15 protein-coding genes are annotated in these 18,140 nt (G+C 67.1%); 4 read left to right on the forward strand and 11 right to left on the reverse strand.

Annotated features, from left to right (window positions below; translation table 11 throughout):
- Positions 1 to 76 precede the first annotated feature (76 nt).
- Together IPG97_07925 and IPG97_07930 are read left to right on the forward strand one after the other, a co-directional pair.
- Positions 77 to 2,638: an EAL domain-containing protein gene (locus tag IPG97_07925; GenBank protein MBK6856460.1), complete on the forward strand. Its 2,562-nt coding sequence runs from the start codon at positions 77 to 79 to the stop codon at positions 2,636 to 2,638.
- A 61-nt stretch (positions 2,639 to 2,699) separates the two neighbouring features.
- The gene (locus tag IPG97_07930) at positions 2,700 to 4,298 is read left to right on the forward strand and encodes an acyl-CoA/acyl-ACP dehydrogenase (GenBank protein MBK6856461.1); all 1,599 of its coding nucleotides are present in this window, start codon (positions 2,700 to 2,702) and stop codon (positions 4,296 to 4,298) included.
- A 13-nt stretch (positions 4,299 to 4,311) separates the two neighbouring features.
- Here the strand turns inward: IPG97_07930 and IPG97_07935 are convergent, their stop codons facing one another.
- The 7 genes from IPG97_07935 to tatA all read right to left on the reverse strand — a co-directional run bounded on the left by IPG97_07935 (position 4,312) and on the right by tatA (position 11,843).
- Positions 4,312 to 5,838: a DUF222 domain-containing protein gene (locus tag IPG97_07935; protein MBK6856462.1), complete on the reverse strand. Its 1,527-nt coding sequence runs from the start codon at positions 5,836 to 5,838 to the stop codon at positions 4,312 to 4,314.
- Positions 5,839 to 6,255: 417 nt separating this feature from the next.
- The gene (locus IPG97_07940; GenBank protein ID MBK6856463.1) at positions 6,256 to 7,164 is read right to left on the reverse strand and encodes a phosphotransferase; all 909 of its coding nucleotides are present in this window, start codon (positions 7,162 to 7,164) and stop codon (positions 6,256 to 6,258) included.
- Positions 7,165 to 7,182: 18 nt separating this feature from the next.
- Positions 7,183 to 8,571, reverse strand: coding sequence for an aspartate aminotransferase family protein (locus IPG97_07945; GenBank protein ID MBK6856464.1), 1,389 nt, complete (start codon positions 8,569 to 8,571; stop codon positions 7,183 to 7,185).
- A gap of 61 nt (positions 8,572 to 8,632) precedes the next feature.
- Positions 8,633 to 10,357, reverse strand: coding sequence for a PQQ-binding-like beta-propeller repeat protein (locus tag IPG97_07950; protein MBK6856465.1), 1,725 nt, complete (start codon positions 10,355 to 10,357; stop codon positions 8,633 to 8,635).
- Positions 10,358 to 10,360: 3 nt separating this feature from the next.
- Positions 10,361 to 10,819, reverse strand: coding sequence for a TIGR03618 family F420-dependent PPOX class oxidoreductase (locus IPG97_07955; GenBank protein ID MBK6856466.1), 459 nt, complete (start codon positions 10,817 to 10,819; stop codon positions 10,361 to 10,363).
- Between the two features lie 37 nt (positions 10,820 to 10,856).
- Positions 10,857 to 11,633 carry a hypothetical protein gene (locus IPG97_07960; GenBank protein MBK6856467.1) on the reverse strand — a complete coding sequence of 259 codons (777 nt, stop codon included), beginning with the start codon at positions 11,631 to 11,633 and terminating at the stop codon, positions 10,857 to 10,859.
- A 42-nt stretch (positions 11,634 to 11,675) separates the two neighbouring features.
- Positions 11,676 to 11,843 (reverse strand): twin-arginine translocase TatA/TatE family subunit, encoded by a 168-nt coding sequence (tatA, locus tag IPG97_07965; protein ID MBK6856468.1) that lies wholly within the window; start codon positions 11,841 to 11,843, stop codon positions 11,676 to 11,678.
- Between the two features lie 67 nt (positions 11,844 to 11,910).
- Here tatA and IPG97_07970 point away from each other — a divergent pair, with 67 nt between their 5' ends.
- On the forward strand, positions 11,911 to 12,747 hold the full coding sequence (locus tag IPG97_07970; GenBank protein MBK6856469.1) for a hypothetical protein: 837 nt from the start codon (positions 11,911 to 11,913) through the stop codon (positions 12,745 to 12,747).
- Positions 12,748 to 12,761: 14 nt separating this feature from the next.
- On the opposite strand, the gene IPG97_07975 is transcribed toward IPG97_07970, so the two are convergent.
- Entirely contained in the window at positions 12,762 to 13,058 is a 297-nt protein-coding gene (locus tag IPG97_07975; protein MBK6856470.1) for a WhiB family transcriptional regulator, read from the reverse strand.
- Between the two features lie 167 nt (positions 13,059 to 13,225).
- Between IPG97_07975 and IPG97_07980 the strand changes: the two genes are divergently transcribed.
- The gene (locus IPG97_07980; GenBank protein MBK6856471.1) at positions 13,226 to 14,479 is read left to right on the forward strand and encodes an alpha/beta hydrolase; all 1,254 of its coding nucleotides are present in this window, start codon (positions 13,226 to 13,228) and stop codon (positions 14,477 to 14,479) included.
- 13 nt (positions 14,480 to 14,492) lie between these two features.
- Here IPG97_07980 and IPG97_07985 read toward each other — a convergent pair whose 3' ends face one another.
- From IPG97_07985 to IPG97_07995, 3 genes are all read right to left on the reverse strand, one after another.
- The gene (locus IPG97_07985; protein MBK6856472.1) at positions 14,493 to 16,514 is read right to left on the reverse strand and encodes a hypothetical protein; all 2,022 of its coding nucleotides are present in this window, start codon (positions 16,512 to 16,514) and stop codon (positions 14,493 to 14,495) included.
- Positions 16,515 to 16,593: 79 nt separating this feature from the next.
- The gene (locus IPG97_07990; protein MBK6856473.1) at positions 16,594 to 16,917 is read right to left on the reverse strand and encodes a hypothetical protein; all 324 of its coding nucleotides are present in this window, start codon (positions 16,915 to 16,917) and stop codon (positions 16,594 to 16,596) included.
- 101 nt (positions 16,918 to 17,018) lie between these two features.
- The gene (locus tag IPG97_07995; protein ID MBK6856474.1) at positions 17,019 to 18,134 is read right to left on the reverse strand and encodes a family 1 glycosylhydrolase; all 1,116 of its coding nucleotides are present in this window, start codon (positions 18,132 to 18,134) and stop codon (positions 17,019 to 17,021) included.
- Positions 18,135 to 18,140: the final 6 nt, after the last annotated feature.

Genomic DNA, 18,140 nt, shown 5'->3' on the forward strand with positions numbered 1-18,140 from the left:
GCACCCCTTGGCCCGTCGAACGGTAGTCAATAGTTCACGGTCGGTCACCAGGTGTGACCCATTCCACGTTTGTCGCATGGCGGTGGCGTCTGGGGTCAAGTGCTCAACACCGAGCCGAGACTGCCGACCCAATGAGGTGATGATGGCGAAGCCGTCGCCGAGGGGGGCGCTGCACCGCCTGGAGAGCAGGGTCGACTGGACCCAGGACGGAGACACGGACCAACGCGCCCGTGAACGTCTCTTCCGTCAGCGCTACGTCGTGGTGGCCGCTCTGGCCGTAGCCGTCCTTGTACTCCCCGAGATCTCTCGGTCGCTGGCCATTGCCATCCTCATCGTCGGGTTGGGCTTCAACGCCATCGGACACCTGGTGTCACGGCGTTCGGGGCGGATCCCGTTGTGGCTGTTCGCCACCGACCTGTCCGGATGCATCGGGTTCCCGCTCCTGTACCCGGTGACGATGGTTCCCGCTGCGTTCATGGCCCTCACCATCGTCGCCATGGCCGCCACCCTCAACTGGGGGGGGGGCGGGGGGGGGGCGCCGGGCCGGGGCGGCCGCCCCCCGGCGGGGCCGCGCCAACACCTCAACGGAGTGATCGACGGGCTCGATGCCGCCCTGTGGATCTGCTCGGTGGCCGAGGATCGCATGACCTTCGTGAACCAGCGGGCGATCGCCATGCTCGGCTGGAGCGAGGAGCAGTGGCTGGAACCAGGCTTTTGGGCGGCCAGGGTTCACCCCGACGATCTCGACACCACCCAGACCGCTCTGAACCGTTCGATCACCCTCGGGGTAGACACCGACGTCACCTACCGGTTCCGCACCTTCGACGGGCATTGGGTACACCTGCACGACCGGATCACCGCCGATGTCGACAGCAACGGTCAGACCAAATCCCTGCGGGGTCTCAGCCTCGACGTGTCCGAACAGTTCCGCATCGAGCAGCGGGTCAACCAGTACGCCGACATCGTCGACCGCATCGACCTGGCCCTGCTGGTCTTGCGCCTCGACGAAGGTCCCGACGCCACCCTGGTGATGGACGGCGCCAACGCCGCCGCCAGCCGGCTCGTTCACCGTGACCTCCACCCGCTGATCGGTACCGCCTTGGAGGACGCCTTCCCAGCACTGGCCGGTTCGCGGCTGCGGACCCGGTTGGCGTTGGTGATCGAGCGCGGCGTGCCACTGCGGGTTGATGACCTGCTGGTGCGACCGACCCGCGGCGAGCCCAGGGTGGTAACCCTGCGGGCCTTCCCGCTCACCGGCCGGTCTGTCGGCGTCTCGCTCCAGGACGTGACCGAATCGGTGGCGGCATCGGAGGCCCTGCGCCGCCAGGCCCTCTACGACAGCCTGACCGGACTGCCCAACCGTCGGTTGCTAGACGAGGAGCTCCATCGGACGTTGAACCGGGACCCGCTTCCGGGCGAGACGATCGCCCTGTTGGTGATGGACCTCGACCAGTTCAAGGAGGTGAACGACGCCCTCGGCCACCACGTCGGCGATCAGCTCCTGCGCAGCATCGGCGACCGGCTCACCCGCGAGCTGAGCGACTCGCTGGTGGCCCGCCTCGGTGGCGACGAGTTCGCGGTGGTGCTCTCGGGTCTGGTCGACGAGGCCGACGCCCGCCGGGTGGCCGATCGCATCCGCTCCACGTTGGCCGAACCCTTCGTTCTCGAAGACGTCCGCCTCCAGTCCAACGCCAGCATCGGCATCGCCCTCTACCCCGAGCACGCCCGAGACGTCCCCACGCTCATCCAGCGAGCCGACGTGGCCATGTACATGGCCAAACGGGCCGGAGCGGGGGTGGCCGTCTATTCAGCCGAGCACGACCGTTCGAGCATCGAGCGACTGACGCTCATCGGCGACCTGCCCGAGGCCGCGGCCGCCGGCCAGTTCGTGCTCCACTACCAGCCGTGCGTGGCCCTGCGCACCGGCGAGGTGGTGCGGGTCGAGGCCCTGATCCGCTGGCAGCACCCCCGATTCGGCCTGCTCCCCCCGGACCAGTTCGTAGAACTGGCCGAGCTCTCGGGGGCGATCCAGCCCATGACCCGTTGGGTCATCAGCGAAGGTCTGGCCGCGGTCAAGACGTGGCGCGATGCCGGGTTCCCGATCGGGCTGGCGGTGAACCTGTCGGTGCGCAACCTCTATGACCCCGACTTGGTGGACCACCTCCAATGGGCCCTGCTCGACCACGGTGTCCGCGCCGGGGACCTGGTGTTGGAGCTGACCGAGACCGAACTGATGGATGATCCGTCCTTGGCCCGAGAGGTGTTCACCGCCTTCGGAGACCTGGGGGTCAACACCGCCATCGACGACTTCGGCACCGGGTACTCCTCGCTCACCTACCTGCGCGACCTTCCGCTGCAAGAGATCAAGATCGACAAGTCCTTCGTGGCGGAGATGCACCGTCGCAGCGACGAGTTCACCATCGTGCGCTCGATGATCGATCTGGGCCACAACCTGGGCCTGGAAGTGGTGGCCGAAGGCGTGGAGCACGCCGATGACCTTCAGCTCCTCCGACGCCTCGGCTGCGACCTCGGTCAGGGCTATCACTTCAGCCGGCCGCTCCCCCTCGACGAGTTGCTGGTGTGGCTGGAGCAGTGGGAGAAGGCTGGCGCCGGAGAGGTCAGCCCGACTCGGAAGTGACCGTTAGCTGACGCTGCGTCAGATAGCAGCGCGATCGGGCACCTCGGTACGATCTGGCGCCATGACCGCACCCGATCTCGCCGCTGCCGCCACCGTCACCGAAATCGCCTCGGGCGTCGTGGAAGCCGCCACCCGTCGCCTGGCCGCCGCTGGTTCGATCGACGACCACCAGGTCCTCGCCTATGACCTGGCCCACGCCGCCGCTGCGGTCGCCACGGCCAAGGGCCTGTTGGACTACGGCGCCAAGGGGGACATCGAAGGGCGTATCACCTGCGCCTTCGTGGCCGATGCCGTCGGTGAGCTGGCCGGCAAGTTGTTCGGGCGCGAGGCCGACTGGGGCGTAGCGCCGGGAGCGCTCGACGGTACCCGGGACTTCCTGACCCGCTTCCGGGCCCCCGAGTTCCTGGCCGGCATCAACGAGGCTGGCCCCCGTCACCTCGACGACGACTTCGAGCTCGTGCAGGACACCTTCCGCCGCTTCGCCGACGACAAGCTCAAGCCGATCGCCGAGCACATCCACCGCACCAACGGCGACGTGCCCGAGGACATCATCTCCGGCCTGGCCGAGATGGGCGCTTTCGGTCTGTCCATCCCCAGCGAGTACGGCGGCTACGGCGAAGGTGGTGAGGGCGAGTACATCGGCATGGTGGTGGCCACCGAGGAGCTGTCGCGCGGTTCGCTGTGTGCCGGTGGTTCGCTCATCACCCGTCCCGAGATCCTCACCCGAGCCCTCATGGCCGGCGGCACCGAGGAACAAAAGCAGGAGTGGCTGCCCAAGCTGGCCACCACCGAGGTCATGAACGCGGTGGCCGTCACCGAGCCCGACTTCGGTTCGGACGTGGCCGGCGTGACCGTGACCGCCACCCCCACCGAGGGCGGCTGGCTCATCAACGGAGTCAAGACCTGGTGCACCCTGGGAGCCCGTGCTGACGTGTTGTTGCTGCTGGCCCGCACCGACCCCGACAAGTCGCTGGGACACAAGGGCCTGTCCATGTTCATCGTGCCCAAGGAGCGAGGAGACAGCCACGGCTTCGAACTGATCCAGCCCGCCGGAGACGGTGCTCCCGGCGGCGGAAAGATGGAAGGCCGCCCGATCGACACCATCGGCTACCGGGGCATGCACTCCTATGAGATGGCCTTCGACAACTGGTTCGTGCCGGCCGGCAACCTGATCGGTCTCGATGGCGGTCTGGGCCGTGGCTTCTACTACCAGATGGCCGGTTTCGAGAACGGCCGCCTCCAGACCGCAGCACGTGCGCTAGGCGTGATGCAGGCCGCCTATGAGGCTGCCCGCCAGTACGCCGAGGACCGCAAGGTCTTCGGCCAAGCCATCGGCGAGTACCAGCTCACCCAGGCCAAGCTGGGCCGCATGGCGGTGATCATCCAGGCCAGTCGCCAGTTCTCCTACGTGGTGGCTCGCCTGATGGCCAAGGGCGAAGGCACTGCCGAGGCATCGATGATCAAGGCCTACGTGTGCAAGGCCGCCGAGTGGGTCACCCGCGAGGCCATGCAGATCCACGGCGGCATGGGATATGCCGAGGAGTACGACGTGAGCCGCTACTTCGTCGATGCCCGGGTCCTGAGCATCTTCGAGGGTGCCGACGAGACCCTGTGCCTCAAGGTCATCGCCCGACGCCTGGTCGCCGACGCCAACAACTGACCCCAACGTCGCCTCAGGCGGCGTCGGGCCTTCCGAGATCTCGGATTCGCTGTTGGATGAGCAGGTCCATGCGGGCTTCTTCGATTGGATCGAAGGGGTCTTGGTCTTGATCTGCCCACAGTGGTCGAGGTCTGCGGGTGAGCACGTCAGCAAACCTGGTGCGAGGCGAGGTGAACGGGGTTTTGAGTCCGTGGACCACATCTGGCGGTGTGTCGGGCGGGGCACCTGACAGTTCGGTGCCATCAGGTCTGGCCACTCGGATCTGGCCAGTCACGGAACGTGACAACACGAACCCGTTGTGCACGGCCCGATGGTGGTGGGGGCACAGAAGCACCAGTTCGTCTAGCCGGGTGCGCTTGCCGATCTCGTAGGGGACGGTGTGGTGGGCGTGGCACCACCGGGCGGGAGCATCGCAGCCCGGGAACACACAGCCCTGATCTCGTTGGTCCAAGACCACCCGTTCACGACGGGTGGGGTGCCGCCGGGTGTGAGTGGCACCCAGGATGTGGCGGCTGCCATCTAGGCCGAAACGCACCAGCAGGTCGGTCACGTCGGCATTGCACATCGCCTGTTCGGCGATGGAGCGAGCCAGGGAAGTGCCGCCGTCGAGCAAGCACCGCCGACGGCCGATATCGGCCAGGTCGCCTACCGGCTTGCCCAACATGTCATCGGCATCCCAGGACAGAGTGACCTGGGCCCGCGCCTGGGCTGCACCCGGAGCGGCCGTAGCGCCCGCGGTCGTAAATGCCGCCAAGGCATCAGCCCGGTGCGCGGCCCGAGGCTTGTTCTGGTCGATGGTGATGGCGCCGGCTCGCATCCCCTCATCGATCCACTTCTCCAGCATGGATGACAGGGCGGCACCGGTGACAGCATCGACGTCTCCGTTCAGGTGCCAGCGACCTTGGAACGTCTGCGAACACGTGAAGGTGTTACGGCTCGGGTCACCGGCGGGCTCGGGACCATCGTCTTGGTCGGTGGAGGCGAGCGCCATGAGCCGCCACCTCTCCAGCACCGTTCGGGCCTGAGCCACGGTCAACGGCGCGATCCATCCGACCAGCTCGGATTCATGCTCGGCGAAAAGCTCCTCGACGCCACGCCGAGCTTCTGCCAACAGCCTCACCTTGGCTGTACCCAGCCGCCCTGAAGATGCCGCCTCATCGACGACGGGGCACGCCCGCAACACCCGCCCCGCCCCGACCAGGGCATGGGCGTGAGGCCGGGCCAGCTCAGTTCGGTTGGCCAGCCACGTGGCCGTGGACCTGGCCCCGTCAATGACGCCCAGACCCCGGGTGTCGAACGAGTCGGTGAGACGGGCCAACACCGCGTCGACCCGACCAGCCAGCTCCGCCACCCCCACCAGCGCATCAACCACCTCGCCATCGGTCAGGTTACCCACCGACCCCACCAACAGTTCAGACACCAACAGCAGGGCTTGATCGACCCCGCCATCACCACCCGAAACCGGCGTTCCGCCGCCAGCACCAGAGGCGCGACCACCAGGCTCATCGCCCGGTTCAGGAGCCTCAGCCGAATCGTCCACGACCTCACTCTATCGAACATATGTTCGACATACAACCCCACTTCACCATTTGACGTCGACCACCACCCGCCCCGCGACGGTCGACCGGCCCCACCAGATCAAGGCGACTTCTCCACAATGGGAGGCTCCGACCTGACCAACCACCACGACTGTTCTCCCCGGGTCCACGTTCAGACAAAGCCCATTGATTGTCGGTAGGAGAGATGTAGCCCAGCATCCAGCCACTTAGATCCGATCATGCGTCACCAAACTGGCAGGTCGAGGCTGCCGTCGGCGCCCGGCGTTTCTGATGCGACGATCACGCGGGTACTCCAGCGCCTGCGGGATCAAGGACAGATCAGATCCTCGGGTAGCGGGCCAGACGCCGTCTGGCACCGGGCCTGACGGTACGTTCCACGCCAGCCTCCGCTGTATGGGTCAGTGAAGGTGCCAGGTGTGGTCGGCGCCGTCTCGGAGGGACTCGATCCTGCGGGTGGCCTCGGTGGCCCACGCCGGGTTGCGGTCTCGTACGCCAACGGCCCAGGCCGTCACCCACAACTCGTACACGGCCAGGTAGGTACCGAAGCCGGGCCACGGGCGTGGGTCGAAGTCGAAGCCTTCCAGGAACCGATCCAGGCCCGAGGGGTCGGCGCCGTAGCGGGTCACGGCCACCACGGCCGGGGTGGCGTCATAAGACGGCCCTCCCCGACCGGCCAGCTCCAGGTCGGTCAGCACCGGTCCGCCCGCCGCGTCGATCACGTTGCCACGGTGCAGGTCGCCATGGACCACCGCCGCACCGAGCGGATCATCGGCCACCGCTTCCCGGTAGGGCACGGTCAACCGCGAGGCCTGGTCCCTCACGAACCGGGCTTCTGGATCGTCGAGGGGTAGTCCAGCCACCGAGTCGACGATGGCGGCCAGGGGGTCGAACTCGGGCACCGACCCGACCGCCACCACCGTTCGCTCCCGCAGCGTCCTGGCCAGAAGGCCCAAGTCATAGGAATCACTCGGGTCCGCGGAATCCACCCAGGACCAGGCGGTGACCAAATCTCCGTCCACCATCCAGGGCTGATCGACTGGCTCCACCAGGGGCGTGACCGGCACCTCGAGATCATCGAGGAGCAGGGCCAGCTGGACCTCCCGTCGAGCCGTAGCCCGGCTGACCTCCGAACCGGGACGAACCCGGACCAGCACCGGGCCTCGGCGCACCACCAGGGCGGCCCCATCTCTGATCACCTCAATGCGAGGTGTCAACGACGGACGTGTCGAGATGGGCATGGCGGCCAGAAGCCGGTCCAAGACCAGCTCGGCGGAACGGATTCGATGGGCTCGAGGGTCGCTCGACATGGGTGACCCTCGATCCGGTCAGAGGGGAGGCAGCGCCTGCTGCTCATCCATCATCTGGGCCATGAACATCTTGATGAACTCGTCGGCCTCGTCGCTCATGCCGCCGGCCACTCCGCCGTACACCGCACCGGAGGCAGCGGGCTCGTGGCCCTTCTCCTTGGCGTAGGCCACGGCCTCGGCCAGGTCGGCCACGAACGCGTCGACCACCCCGGCCTGGGTTTGGGGCCGGGTGACGGCCATGTGCAGGGCGTTGGGGTACTGCTGGCCGTTGAAGCGCCATCCCTTGGGCCGCATGTGGTCGTTGACGTGGTAGATGTCGAAGTCGTCGCTGGTGAAGCTGAACAAGAAGGTCGGTTCACCCAGGATCCGCAGCTCCGGGTGGCTGCGCACCGCTTCCTGCATGGCGAGCGACGTATCGAAGATGGCCTTGGCGTAGGCCCGGTACCCCTCTTTGCCGAGCTGCACCATGGCGGCCCAGGTGGCGGCCAGCAGACCGCCCGAACGGGAGCCGTCCATGCCCGGCGAGCAGTACTTGCCGCCGGTCCAGTCGGTGAGGAAGAAGTACTGGGAGTTGCGCCACGACTTGTCCCGGAACAGCACGGTGGATGTGCCCTTGAAGGCGTAGCCGTACTTGTGGGTGTCGGCCGAGATGCTGGTCACTCCGGGGAGACGGAAGTCGAACACCGGGATGTCGAGGCCCAGTTCCTGACCGAAGGGCAGGATGAAGCCGCCCAGACACCCGTCCACGTGGAGCGGGATGCCCTTCTCCACGGCCAGATCGGAGAGGGCTTCGATCGGGTCGATGGTGCCGTAGCCGTAGTTGCAGGCCGAACCCATCATGCCGATGGTCTGGTCGTCGATGTTGGCCCTCACCCAGTCCAGGTCGACCTGGGTGGTCACCGGATCCACCGGGGCCCGCCGAAGCTCTACGCCGAACAGGTGGCAAGCCTTGTCGAAGGCGGGATGGCCGGTCTCGGGCTTGATGAAGTTGGGGCGGGTCACGCCGCGGTCCTGAGCTGCCTTCTCGCGGTAGGCGAGAACGGCATGGGTGATGCTGCCGGTGCCGCCGCTGGTGACCAGACCGGCCGGCTCGCCGTCGGTCACGGCCTGAGCGTTGAAGAGGTCGAGGGTCATGGCCAGCACTTCACCCTCATAACGGGTGGCGCTGGGGCAGATGTCTCGCTGGAGGATGTTCACGTGGGCGTACAACCCGAACACCTCGTTCATGAACGAGTAGTGATCGTGATCGCCGCAGTACATGGTCCCCGAGACGCGCCCGGTCTCCCACGATTGGTCTTCTTCCTTGGCCAGCTGGGCCATTTCGGCCAGCACGTCACCGCGGTCGCGGCCCTGCTCTGGGAAGGTGCGGTTGACCGGGAAGCGGTCGGCGTAGGGATAGCTGCTCATGATCGTGGTCGTCCTTCCGCCCCCGAAACCGAGTGTTTACTCGGAGGGTACCACCGGTCGGTCAGTCCTGGACAGGCCAGCTCAACGCCGGTTCGGCCTTGGCGAAGGGCAAGAACATCGCGTAGGAGTTGTCGAAGCTGATGGCCAAGCCGGTCGGCAGCACCTTCTCCACGGTCACCGATGCCGTACCCGGGCCCTCGCCAAGCACCCACTTCTGGGGCTCACCCAGGGTTCCGGAGGCCACGTCGACGGTCCGCAAACTGCCCGTGTAGTCATCTCCCGAGAAGGTTGCCAGGCGAAGGACGGGTCCGGCGACCACTGTGGTCGACAGCGGGCTGTCTGGGAACAGGGTCTCCGAGGCCCAAGACACCCGGTTCGAGAAGGGCTTGGAACCGTCAGGCATGGCCGTCTGCCAGATGGGCTGGCCGGTGGCGAGATCCCACGCGGCCAAGCCACCCCTCTGGGTGCCACGGGTGGTGGTGGTCTCGGCGATCAGGCGACCCTCCAGCACCGCCACCGGATGAGCGGTTACATCGGCGGGCAGGGCCAGGCGGCTCGTCGCCCCGCTGCCCAAGTCGACGGAGGCCATGGTGCCATCGCCCACGGGCACGAACAGTCGATCACCGGTGGCCAAGACGTCGTCGTGTTCGAAGTGGCCAGCCAGATCGGTGAAGGCAACCCACCGGATCTGACCGGTGTTGCCATCCCAGCGGACAATGCAGGTGGAGCCGAACGACACCGTGGACACCAGGTCGGTGGTGCCAGGCACGGCAACCACCAGATCCGAGAAGTTCATCTTGGTGGGGAAGCTGCCGTTCTGCGGCGGGCACTCGGGTGTGACCGCCGATCGCGGCGTGCCCGACGCCGGGTCCAGCACCGACACCACCGTCGAACCGGGAACAGCGGGGTCCTGGTCGATCACCACCAAGCCGGCCTCGGAGAGGCTGACCTCACCACCGGTAGACACCAGCTTGCGTGTCCATCGAGGTGTGGCCGAACCGGTACCGAAGGCATTTATCTGGTCGTCGTCGGTGACCACCATCAGGGTGTCGCCTGCCACCAGGAAGCAGGCATCGCAGCCCACACCGACCTTGTCAGGCAGGTCGGCCTTCCACCGTTGCACTCCGGTCTCGACGTCGAGGGCCTGCAACTCGTCACCCAGGCCGACGAACACTGTGTCGCCGATCTGGGCCAGCTGGATGTTGGAGGTGTTCTTGGGCAGCGGCTCAGAAGTCCACATCGGTTCGGGGGTGTCCTCGCCCTCAGCGAGAACGGCCCGGGCCACGAAGTGGGTGTTGCTCGATCCGTCGTAGGTGAGCCCAACGATCTCGGGAGCCGAGCCTCCGCCGTCGACGGTCTTGCCCGCGGCGGCAGGATCTTCGAGGAACAGAAGCGAGCCGGGATAGAGCGAGAGATTCGAGGTGTTCAGCTCCCGAACGGTGTCGAACGCCTTGGACACCTCTTTGCCCACCGACCTCGTAAACAGCACGATCCCCGCGATCATGGCCCCGAGCAGCACGAACACCGTCAGAAAGCATCCGATGCCACGCCCCTTGCGCACCGTCACGCCAGGGCGGGTGACGGTGACGGTCAGGTCTGGAGTCCAGGGCTGAGCACCGATGCCACCGCCAAGATCGAAGGTGGCGGCGGTAGGACCTTTGGTCTTGGACTCGTCGGGCTTGTCAGCGGCAGTCCGGTGGTTACGACCACAAGACAGGCATGTGGAGAACCCGTCGGTGTCGGGCAGCGGCAGGAGGGAACCGCAGGATTCACACTGTCCAGCCATGGCTCAATAGCCCCCGCTCAGCTTGCGGTGATCCCACGAGACCACCTTGTCGACATTGACGCGCACCCCGACCCGCTTGCGGACCATGAACTCGGCGGCGCCGTCGAGGTCCTCGGCTGGGATGTCGTGGTAGCGCCGCAACACCCCGCGAGCCACCTCCATGATCGTTTCGTGATCCTCGACGATCTCGGCCCGGCCCACCATCTCGACGCCCCGGAGGTTCTCGTACTGGTCTCCGTCTTCGACCAACACCGTGATCCGGGGATCACGGCGGAGGTTCTGCACCTTCTGAGACTTGGCAAAGGTCTCGAAGGCGATGTCACCGTCGAGGAAGCCGTACCACATGGCCACCAGGTGGACCGTGCCGTCGTGGTTGTGGGTGGCCACGTTCAACGTGTGACGACCCTCGAGGAACTCGCGAACCTCGTCGGGGGTCATGCGGATCAGGTCTCGCCGGCTCATGGCTCGAAAACGTACGCCCTTCGGCGCGCTCGGGTTGTCAGCGCACGAGTTCCGGAGCGGGCGGGGCATCGAGTCGTCGCAATCCCTCCTCCACGGGCTCGACGCCTCCGCATCCCACCAAGCGGTCCACCAACGCCAGCGGCATCTCCTCCACCGATGACCCGATGGTGACGTGTCGTGTGGCCCCGGCCCACGTCGAGGGATGAAGGATCCGGCCCCAACCGGCGACACCCCAGACCGGAACCCCGGCGGCGTGGGCAACAGCGGCCACCGGCCACGAGCCCGGGGCGGTCGCCATCGTCGAAGGACCCACCGCCCAGGCATCGACCAGCACCAGATCAGCGGAGGCCACCACCGGACCGGCCTGTTCTGCGGCCACCGACTCGACGTTCACATCCAATCCCGCCAGCCGACGCTCGAACGGCCACGATTCGTCACCCGCCTCCACGATGGTCACGGCCACGTCCCCCCGCGCCACCAACGCAGGCGTGAAACGGTGGGGTCCACCCGCCACCACCACCGTGGCCCCTTGGGGCATGGCATGGCCAAGCTCGGTAACGGTGCGGTCCGACACCATCAGGTCGAGGCAACGCCACGCCTCATCGCCGGGGTCCGACGCCGTCACCACCCGGGCGCTCAGGGACCAGAGCGCACCGTTGGCCGGATGTCGTTCGGTCAATCTGCGGACGGCAGGCAGAAGGGCTACAGGGTCGGTTGAGAAGCCGGCCAGCGACTCGACAGCGGCGCGGACGACATGGTCCGCGTCGACATCTTCGGCCCGAGCAACGTGTCGGAGCCGTTCGATGGGGTGCACGGGCTTGGTCCGTGCGTGGCACCGCCCCGGGAGAAACCCGGGTCAGGCCTTGGTTTCGTTGCTATCGGTGGTTTCGGCCTTGGCACCCTCGTCGATGCCCTGCTTGAACTCCTTCTGAGCCTGGCCGAGAGACCGGGCAAGTTTGGGGAGTTGGCTGCTACCGAAGAGCAGGACGACCACGACGAGTACCACAATCCATTCAGGACCCATGCGCCGAGGCTACCTGACCAGACCGGCGCTGACACGCTCAGGCTCGGCCGCCCGTTCCGGGGACCCGGTGACCTCGCCGGTCTGGGAGGCTGCGGACATGCTCGAGTGCGTGGTCAACATCAGCGAAGGCGTCGATGACTCGATCATCGACAAGATCGCCCGACGGGCCGGCGACGACCTGCTCGACGTCCACACCGATCCTCACCACAACCGCAGCGTGCTGACCCTGGTTGGTGAGGACGCTCCCCGGGCGGTGACCGAGGAGGCCGTGGCCCGGCTCGATCTGCGACGTCACCGTGGGGTTCATCCGCGGATCGGTGTGGTCGACGTGGTTCCGTTCGTCCCTCTGGGCGACGCCACCATGGCCGACGCCGAATCGGCCCGGGAGCGCTACTGCGACTGGGCGGCCGAGAACCTCGGGCTCCCCTGTTTCACCTACGGCTCTCACCGCACCCTCCCCCACCTTCGACGGGAGGCCTTCGTTTCGTTGACCCCCGACCGCGGCCCCACCACCCCTCACCCGACCGCCGGGGCCGTGGCCGTGGGGGCTCGGCCGGTGCTCGTGGCGTTCAACGTCTGGCTTGCCTCCGTCGACCTGGACAGAGCTCGGACGGTGGCGGCGACCGTGCGTAGCGACCACCTTCGAGCCCTGGGCCTTCAGGTGGGCGATCGGGTGCAGGTATCCATGAACCTGATCGATCCCGAGGTGGTGGGACCAGCCGATGTCACCGACCGAGTAGCAGAGTTGGTGGGGGCCGGTGAGATCGTCGGTTGCGAGCTGGTCGGCCTGCTACCGCGAGCAGTGCTCGAGAGGGTGGATCCTGATCGTTGGATCGCGCTCGACCTTTCGGTGGAGCGCACCATCGAGCATCGGTTGTCGGTGAGGGCCAACCTCAGCGGTTGACCGTCCCCTCCGGGTTAGGCGCCGACGACGTCAGCCGTGTCTGCCTCTAGAGCGGCACGGCGAGCCGAGGAGCGTTGACGGCGGATGCGGCGACGTTCCCGCTCGCTCAACCCTCCCCAGATCCCGAACTTCTCCCCGTTGGCCAAGGCGTACTCCAGGCAGTCTTCTCGCACCACGCAGCCGCGGCAGACCTCTTTGGCCTCACGAGTGCTGGCGCCCCGTTCTGGGAAGAACAGGTCTGGATCGACGCCCAGGCAGTTGGCGAGATCCTGCCAGCCCTTGGTCTCGATTTCTTCGGATGCGTTTTGCATGGCGTTCCCCTGCGTCGTGTCGGGCGACGGAGCCGCTCGTACGATCGGTCACCTGCTAGGTGTGGCCCCGCCCGCCGCTCTTACCCGGCAGCCAATACCACGTTTGGAATTACAATAGTGTGATTGTCGTCGGTCCAGGCCGAGAGCGCAAGCGGAACTTGTGACCTATGCCTCTCCCGTTGGTCCGCACCCGGTCCTCAGCCTGGCTCGCGGCCGGTTCGTGGCTGGTGGTGCCGGTGGAGTGCGATGATCCATTCCCCGACATGACCCGCCGAGGTGAGACCGTGAACGATGCCGACCGACCGTGGGAACCCCATCCCGGCGCAGACGCCAGCTACGCGCTGTTCGAGAAGGAACGACGGGTGGTGGCCGACGACGGAACCCCGATCGCCTACACCGTCCGCAACCCCGACGGACCCGAGGTGCCGCTGCTGTTCGCCAGCGGCTGGTCGTGCAGCGACGCCTATTGGGGAAAGCTCCTGCCGGAGATGGAGCGGCGGGGCCACCCCTGCGTACTTCCCGACACCCGAGGCCACGGTCGCTCGGGGCTCCCCCGCTCACCCGGGCGCGGCGCCCGCAACCTCAGCCTGGACGACGTGTCGATGAACCGGATCGGACGAGACCTGGTCGGGGTCCTCGATGATGTCGGATTCGACCGGGCCGTGATGGTCGGGCATTCGATGGGGGTCCAGACCGCGCTGGAGGCCTATCGGACCGCCCCAGATCGCTTCCTGGGACTGGTGCTCATCGCTGGCACATCAGAGAACCCGGCCAAGAGCTTCTACGGCTACTCCATCGGCGACCGACTCTTCCCCATCGGTGCCGCCATCATGCGCATCTTCCCCGAGGTCCTCTCCCCGGTGTGGCAGACCATCGGCCCCGCCGGCGTCGGCCACTTCGGTGCCCGCCTGGCCAAGGCCGCGGGCCCGGGATGCAGCGCCGAGGACCTGCATCCATACCTGTTGCACCTGAAGACCACCGACCCGGCCGTCATCGTCTTGATGGCTGGAGCCATGCGGGCCCACTCGGCCACCGACCTGTTGGCGTCGATCAACGTCCCCACCCTGGTGGTGGCAGCCGGGGCCGACGTGTTCACACCAGCGCGGTGCTCCGAGGACCTCCACCATCAGGTCCCCGACAGCGAACTGGTCACCTTCCCCACCGCAGGGCACACCATCCCCATCGAGGAACCCGAAGCCATCGGCCGGGCAATAGACGACTTCGTCTCTCGCCGCGTCTCCCCGCTCCATCGGGGAACCAGGCCAACGTCCCCCAAGCCCCCGACCAACAAGACCGCAGCCAAGAAGACGCCAGCCAAGAAAGCCGCAGCCAAGAAGACCCCGGCCAAGAAGACCCCGGCCAAGAAGACCCCGGCCAAGAAGGCACCAGCCAAGAAGGCAGCAGCCAAGCCCGCCGGGTGACCCTGGATCCCGGCTAACCGGCTCGGCGACCGGCCCGGGACTGGTGACGCCTGGACTCCAAGAAGTCGACCAACACGTAGTCGCCGAGGGTGTCCGGAGTTGTGAAGAAGGCACGCCCCCGGTTCAGAGCGGTCAGCCGCTCTATGAACTCCTGGAGGTAGGGGGTGGCGTCGAGCATGAACGTGTTGATGCGGATGCCCTCACGGGTGGCGCGCATCACCTCGGCCAGCGTGGCGTCGACGGTCTCGCGGATCGGTGGGTAGTGGAACACCGGGTCGCCGTTGGCGTTCAGGTGGGCGGTGGGCTCACCGTCGGTGATCATGATGATCTGCTTGGTGCCGTGTTCGCGGGCCAGCAGCTTGCGCGCCAGCATGAAGCCGTGCTGCATGTTGGTGCCGTACACGTAGTCCCACGACACCTCGGGTAGGTCGCGGGGTTCGATGATGCGGGCCACCTCGCTGAAGCCGACGAGCCCCAGGTAGTCGCGTGGGAAACGGCTGCTGATCAGCGAGTGCAGGGCCATGGCCACCTTCTTGGCGGCTAGGAAGTTGTCTCGCATCGGCATCGACAGCGACAGGTCGACCATGAGCACGGTGGCCGAGCGGACGCTGTGCTCGGTCTGTTCGATCTCGAAGTCTTCCGGTGACAGTCGCACCGGGGTGCCTCCGCCACTACGGGCCACCGCGTTGCGAATGGTGCGCTCGATGTGGAGGTTGAACGGGTCACCGAACTCGTAGGGCTTGGTGTCGGCTGACCGTTCGTGACCGATACCGGTGCGGAGCAGTTCGTGCTGACCGAAGCGGTCCCGGGCCCTCTTGGTGAACAGCTCCGACAGGGCATGGCGACCGACCTTGCGCAGCCCCGCGGGCGTCAGCTCATATCGGCCCTCGCGGTTCTCGATCAGCCCCGCTTCTTCGAGCAGACGGGCCAGCTCAGCCATGCGCTCCAGGCTGTCTGCCGCCTCCTTGCCGAGCAGCTCACGGGCCCGATCCAAGTCGACGTCGGCCAGAGCGCCGGGGTTGGCCGCACCCCGCAGGAGCTGTTCGAGCTGGTCCAGGTCCCCGAGCTCACCCATCACCTGGGCGGCATCGGCGAAACCCAGCGGGTCCTGACCGCTGAATTGGTAGCGACGGTTCCAGCCCGCATCGGGGAAGGCCCGCTGAAGGTTGGCCGAGAGCTGGTCCATCTGCCAGCTCAAGTCCAGGTCTTCGAGCAATGCTTGGGCCAGACCCTCGAGCTGAGCGCGCTGCTCAGGGGTCATCGAGTTGAGCATGGCCTGCATGGCGGCCATGCGTTGCGCCATGGTCTCGAGCAGTTCGTCGAGGTTGCGGGGGTTCTCTGGGAAGAAGTCGCCGTGGCGTTCCATGAACCCGCCGAAGTCCGGCTCCCGACCGGCGGCGCGGTCTTCGAGCATCTGGTTCAGCTCGGCCAGCATGTCCTTGGTGCGGGCCATGGACTCGGGCGAGACGTCGCTCATGGCTCCGGCCATCTGGTTGAACCACCGCTGCGCCAGTTGTTGGCGAAGCTGATCGAGAAGGTCCTCGAACCGTTCACGGGCCTGACTGGAGGCGAAGTCGTATCGCTGGAGCTGTTGCACCATCCCGTTCAGGTCGGGCGGCAGCAGGTCGAGCTCCATCCGTCGCTCGGCTATGGCCTGCTCGGCAATCTCGCGGCGGCGGGCATCGCCGGACTCGGTCGCCGTCGCTTCGATCTCGTCGATGGCGGAACGCTCCATGTCCACCACGTCACGAAGCTGTTGGGCGATGTCTTCGTAGACCCCGCCGAGGTCGTAGTTCTCGAGGCGTTCCCGCCGCTGCTGGCGGAGCCGCTCCATCAACTCCTTGATTCCTTGGACCCGCTCGCCGTTGCGGTCACTGAAGCCGGAGTTGAGCATCCGCCGCAGCGCCGCGTTCAGGTCCCCGTGATAGAGCAGGTCGTCGTTGATCTCCGCCAGCACGGAGTCGGCGTCCAGATCGAACCCGACCTGGGTTCCGTCCCATCGGGAGTAGCGGAAGTGGGGGCGCTGGGGAGCCACCGGCTCAGGCTACGCCCGAGACCGAAGGAGCGGTCCCGGGCGTAGCCCGACGTGTCGGCGGCCAGGTGGAGGGGCTACCTCACATAGACACCTCGGTGCCGCTCGCCGCGGTGGAGGTACCGGTACCCGAGTCGGTGGACCCGTCGCTGGAGGTTCCGTCGGCCTCATCGCAGTTGCCCTTGCCGGGGTGGTCGCCCTGATCGGTCGAGGGGGCTTCCTCGGTCGAAGGAGCTTCGGTGGATGGGGTCTCGGTCGTTGGGGCCTCGGTGGTGGCGGGAGCCTCGGTGGTCTCGGTCTGAGCGTTGGCCACGGCGGCACCGCCTAGGGCAAGGCCGGCCACCAGGGCGGCTCCGGCGAGGAAGCGGAACGGACCCGACGAGGCGGGGGAAGGGTTGGGGGACATGGGGTGTGCTCCTTGGTGAGCGGTTGGGATGCAGCCAGTGAACGGACCCACCCTCTGAACCCCCTGGCGACTTCCTGGGAAATCGCTGAGTCCGCAACCTCTCAGATGAACGCGCCCACGATCTTGATGCCACCGGCGGAGGCTTCGGCCACGATGTCGGCCAGCTCGCGCCGGTACTGGTCGCGCTGGTCGGGTTCGGCCAGCGATGTGGGGGCGTCGACGACCATCAGGTCCCGATCCGGCAAGGCATCGGCCAGGCGGTGCAGGGAGAGGGCCAGCCCTTCGGGCCAGGGGACGTGACCGTCGGGGCCGGTGGCCAGCGCCTGGGGGTAGGGCGACCACGTCCGGTCGGCGGCCACCGCCACGGCGTGGCGGTAGCTGAACCCGATCACGTCGAAGGCTTCGCGGCTGCCGGGCACGTCCACCGGGGATCGACCGGGAACGACCAACGTCTCCTCGTTCAACAGTCGTACCCATGACCGCCACAGCACCTCGTCCACCTCGGCCGCCGCCACCTCGGCCTCGGCCGAAGGGGGAAGGCGGGGGTCGTCTCGGGCGGGGAACATCGGCGCGATCCACTGGGCGGTGGCCACCGGTCTCCCGCTCTCGGCCAGGCGCAGTGCGGCCTCGACCGCGGCCTGGTGGACTCCTTCGAGGTTGCGGGCGAACCCTCCCCCGTCGTCGACGCGACCGGGTGGGCGGGTGCCGTCCAACCAGGCCCGCTTGGCCCACAGGGTTGGTTCGAGGATCGGGATCCAACCACCCACCACATCTCCGACCAACTCCCCTGCCGTCTCCACGAAGCGAGCCCAGTGGTAGCGGCGGGTGCGTTCGTCGGCAAAACCGCGCTCGTCGTGGGCGAACCACCCGGGCAGGTCGCCCGCCACCAGGGTGGCCCACACCGTCAACCCATGTTGTCGGGCCAGGGTCAGGGCGGCCCGCAGGTGGTCGACTGCATCGGCGTCGAGTCGACCGTTCACCGGTTCCAGGCGGGCCCAGTCCAGCGGGACACGAATGGCGGTGACGCCCCCTTCGACCAGAGCCTCGAGGCCTTCGGTCACCGATGCCTGTTCCAAGACGTCGGCGCTTCGATAGGGGGCGGCCGGTCTGGCGCTGTCGGCCCGCCACGCGGCTAGATCAGAGGCGGCGCCTGGCGTCTCCCACCCCGGCACACGCCAGGGTCGACCTCGCCATGGACCGACGGGGGCGGTGTCCATGGGCCC

It is taken from the genome of Microthrixaceae bacterium, from assembly GCA_016702505.1.
Lineage (GTDB): Bacteria > Actinomycetota > Acidimicrobiia > Acidimicrobiales > Iamiaceae > Aquihabitans.

Bases quoted from the DNA above. Each gene is read 5' to 3' on its own strand.
- IPG97_07925 (MBK6856460.1), top strand. From the start codon at position 77: ATGGCGGTGGCGTCTGGGGTCAAGTGCTCAACACCGAGCCGAGACTGC.
- IPG97_07930 (MBK6856461.1), top strand. From the start codon at position 2,700: ATGACCGCACCCGATCTCGCCGCTGCCGCCACCGTCACCGAAATCGCC.
- IPG97_07940 (MBK6856463.1), bottom strand. From the start codon at position 7,164: ATGTCGAGCGACCCTCGAGCCCATCGAATCCGTTCCGCCGAGCTGGTC.
- IPG97_07945 (MBK6856464.1), bottom strand. From the start codon at position 8,571: ATGAGCAGCTATCCCTACGCCGACCGCTTCCCGGTCAACCGCACCTTC.
- IPG97_07950 (MBK6856465.1), bottom strand. From the start codon at position 10,357: ATGGCTGGACAGTGTGAATCCTGCGGTTCCCTCCTGCCGCTGCCCGAC.
- IPG97_07955 (MBK6856466.1), bottom strand. From the start codon at position 10,819: ATGAGCCGGCGAGACCTGATCCGCATGACCCCCGACGAGGTTCGCGAG.
- tatA (MBK6856468.1), bottom strand. From the start codon at position 11,843: ATGGGTCCTGAATGGATTGTGGTACTCGTCGTGGTCGTCCTGCTCTTC.
- IPG97_07975 (MBK6856470.1), bottom strand. From the start codon at position 13,058: ATGCAAAACGCATCCGAAGAAATCGAGACCAAGGGCTGGCAGGATCTC.
- IPG97_07980 (MBK6856471.1), top strand. From the start codon at position 13,226: ATGCCTCTCCCGTTGGTCCGCACCCGGTCCTCAGCCTGGCTCGCGGCC.
- IPG97_07990 (MBK6856473.1), bottom strand. From the start codon at position 16,917: ATGTCCCCCAACCCTTCCCCCGCCTCGTCGGGTCCGTTCCGCTTCCTC.
- IPG97_07995 (MBK6856474.1), bottom strand. From the start codon at position 18,134: ATGGACACCGCCCCCGTCGGTCCATGGCGAGGTCGACCCTGGCGTGTG.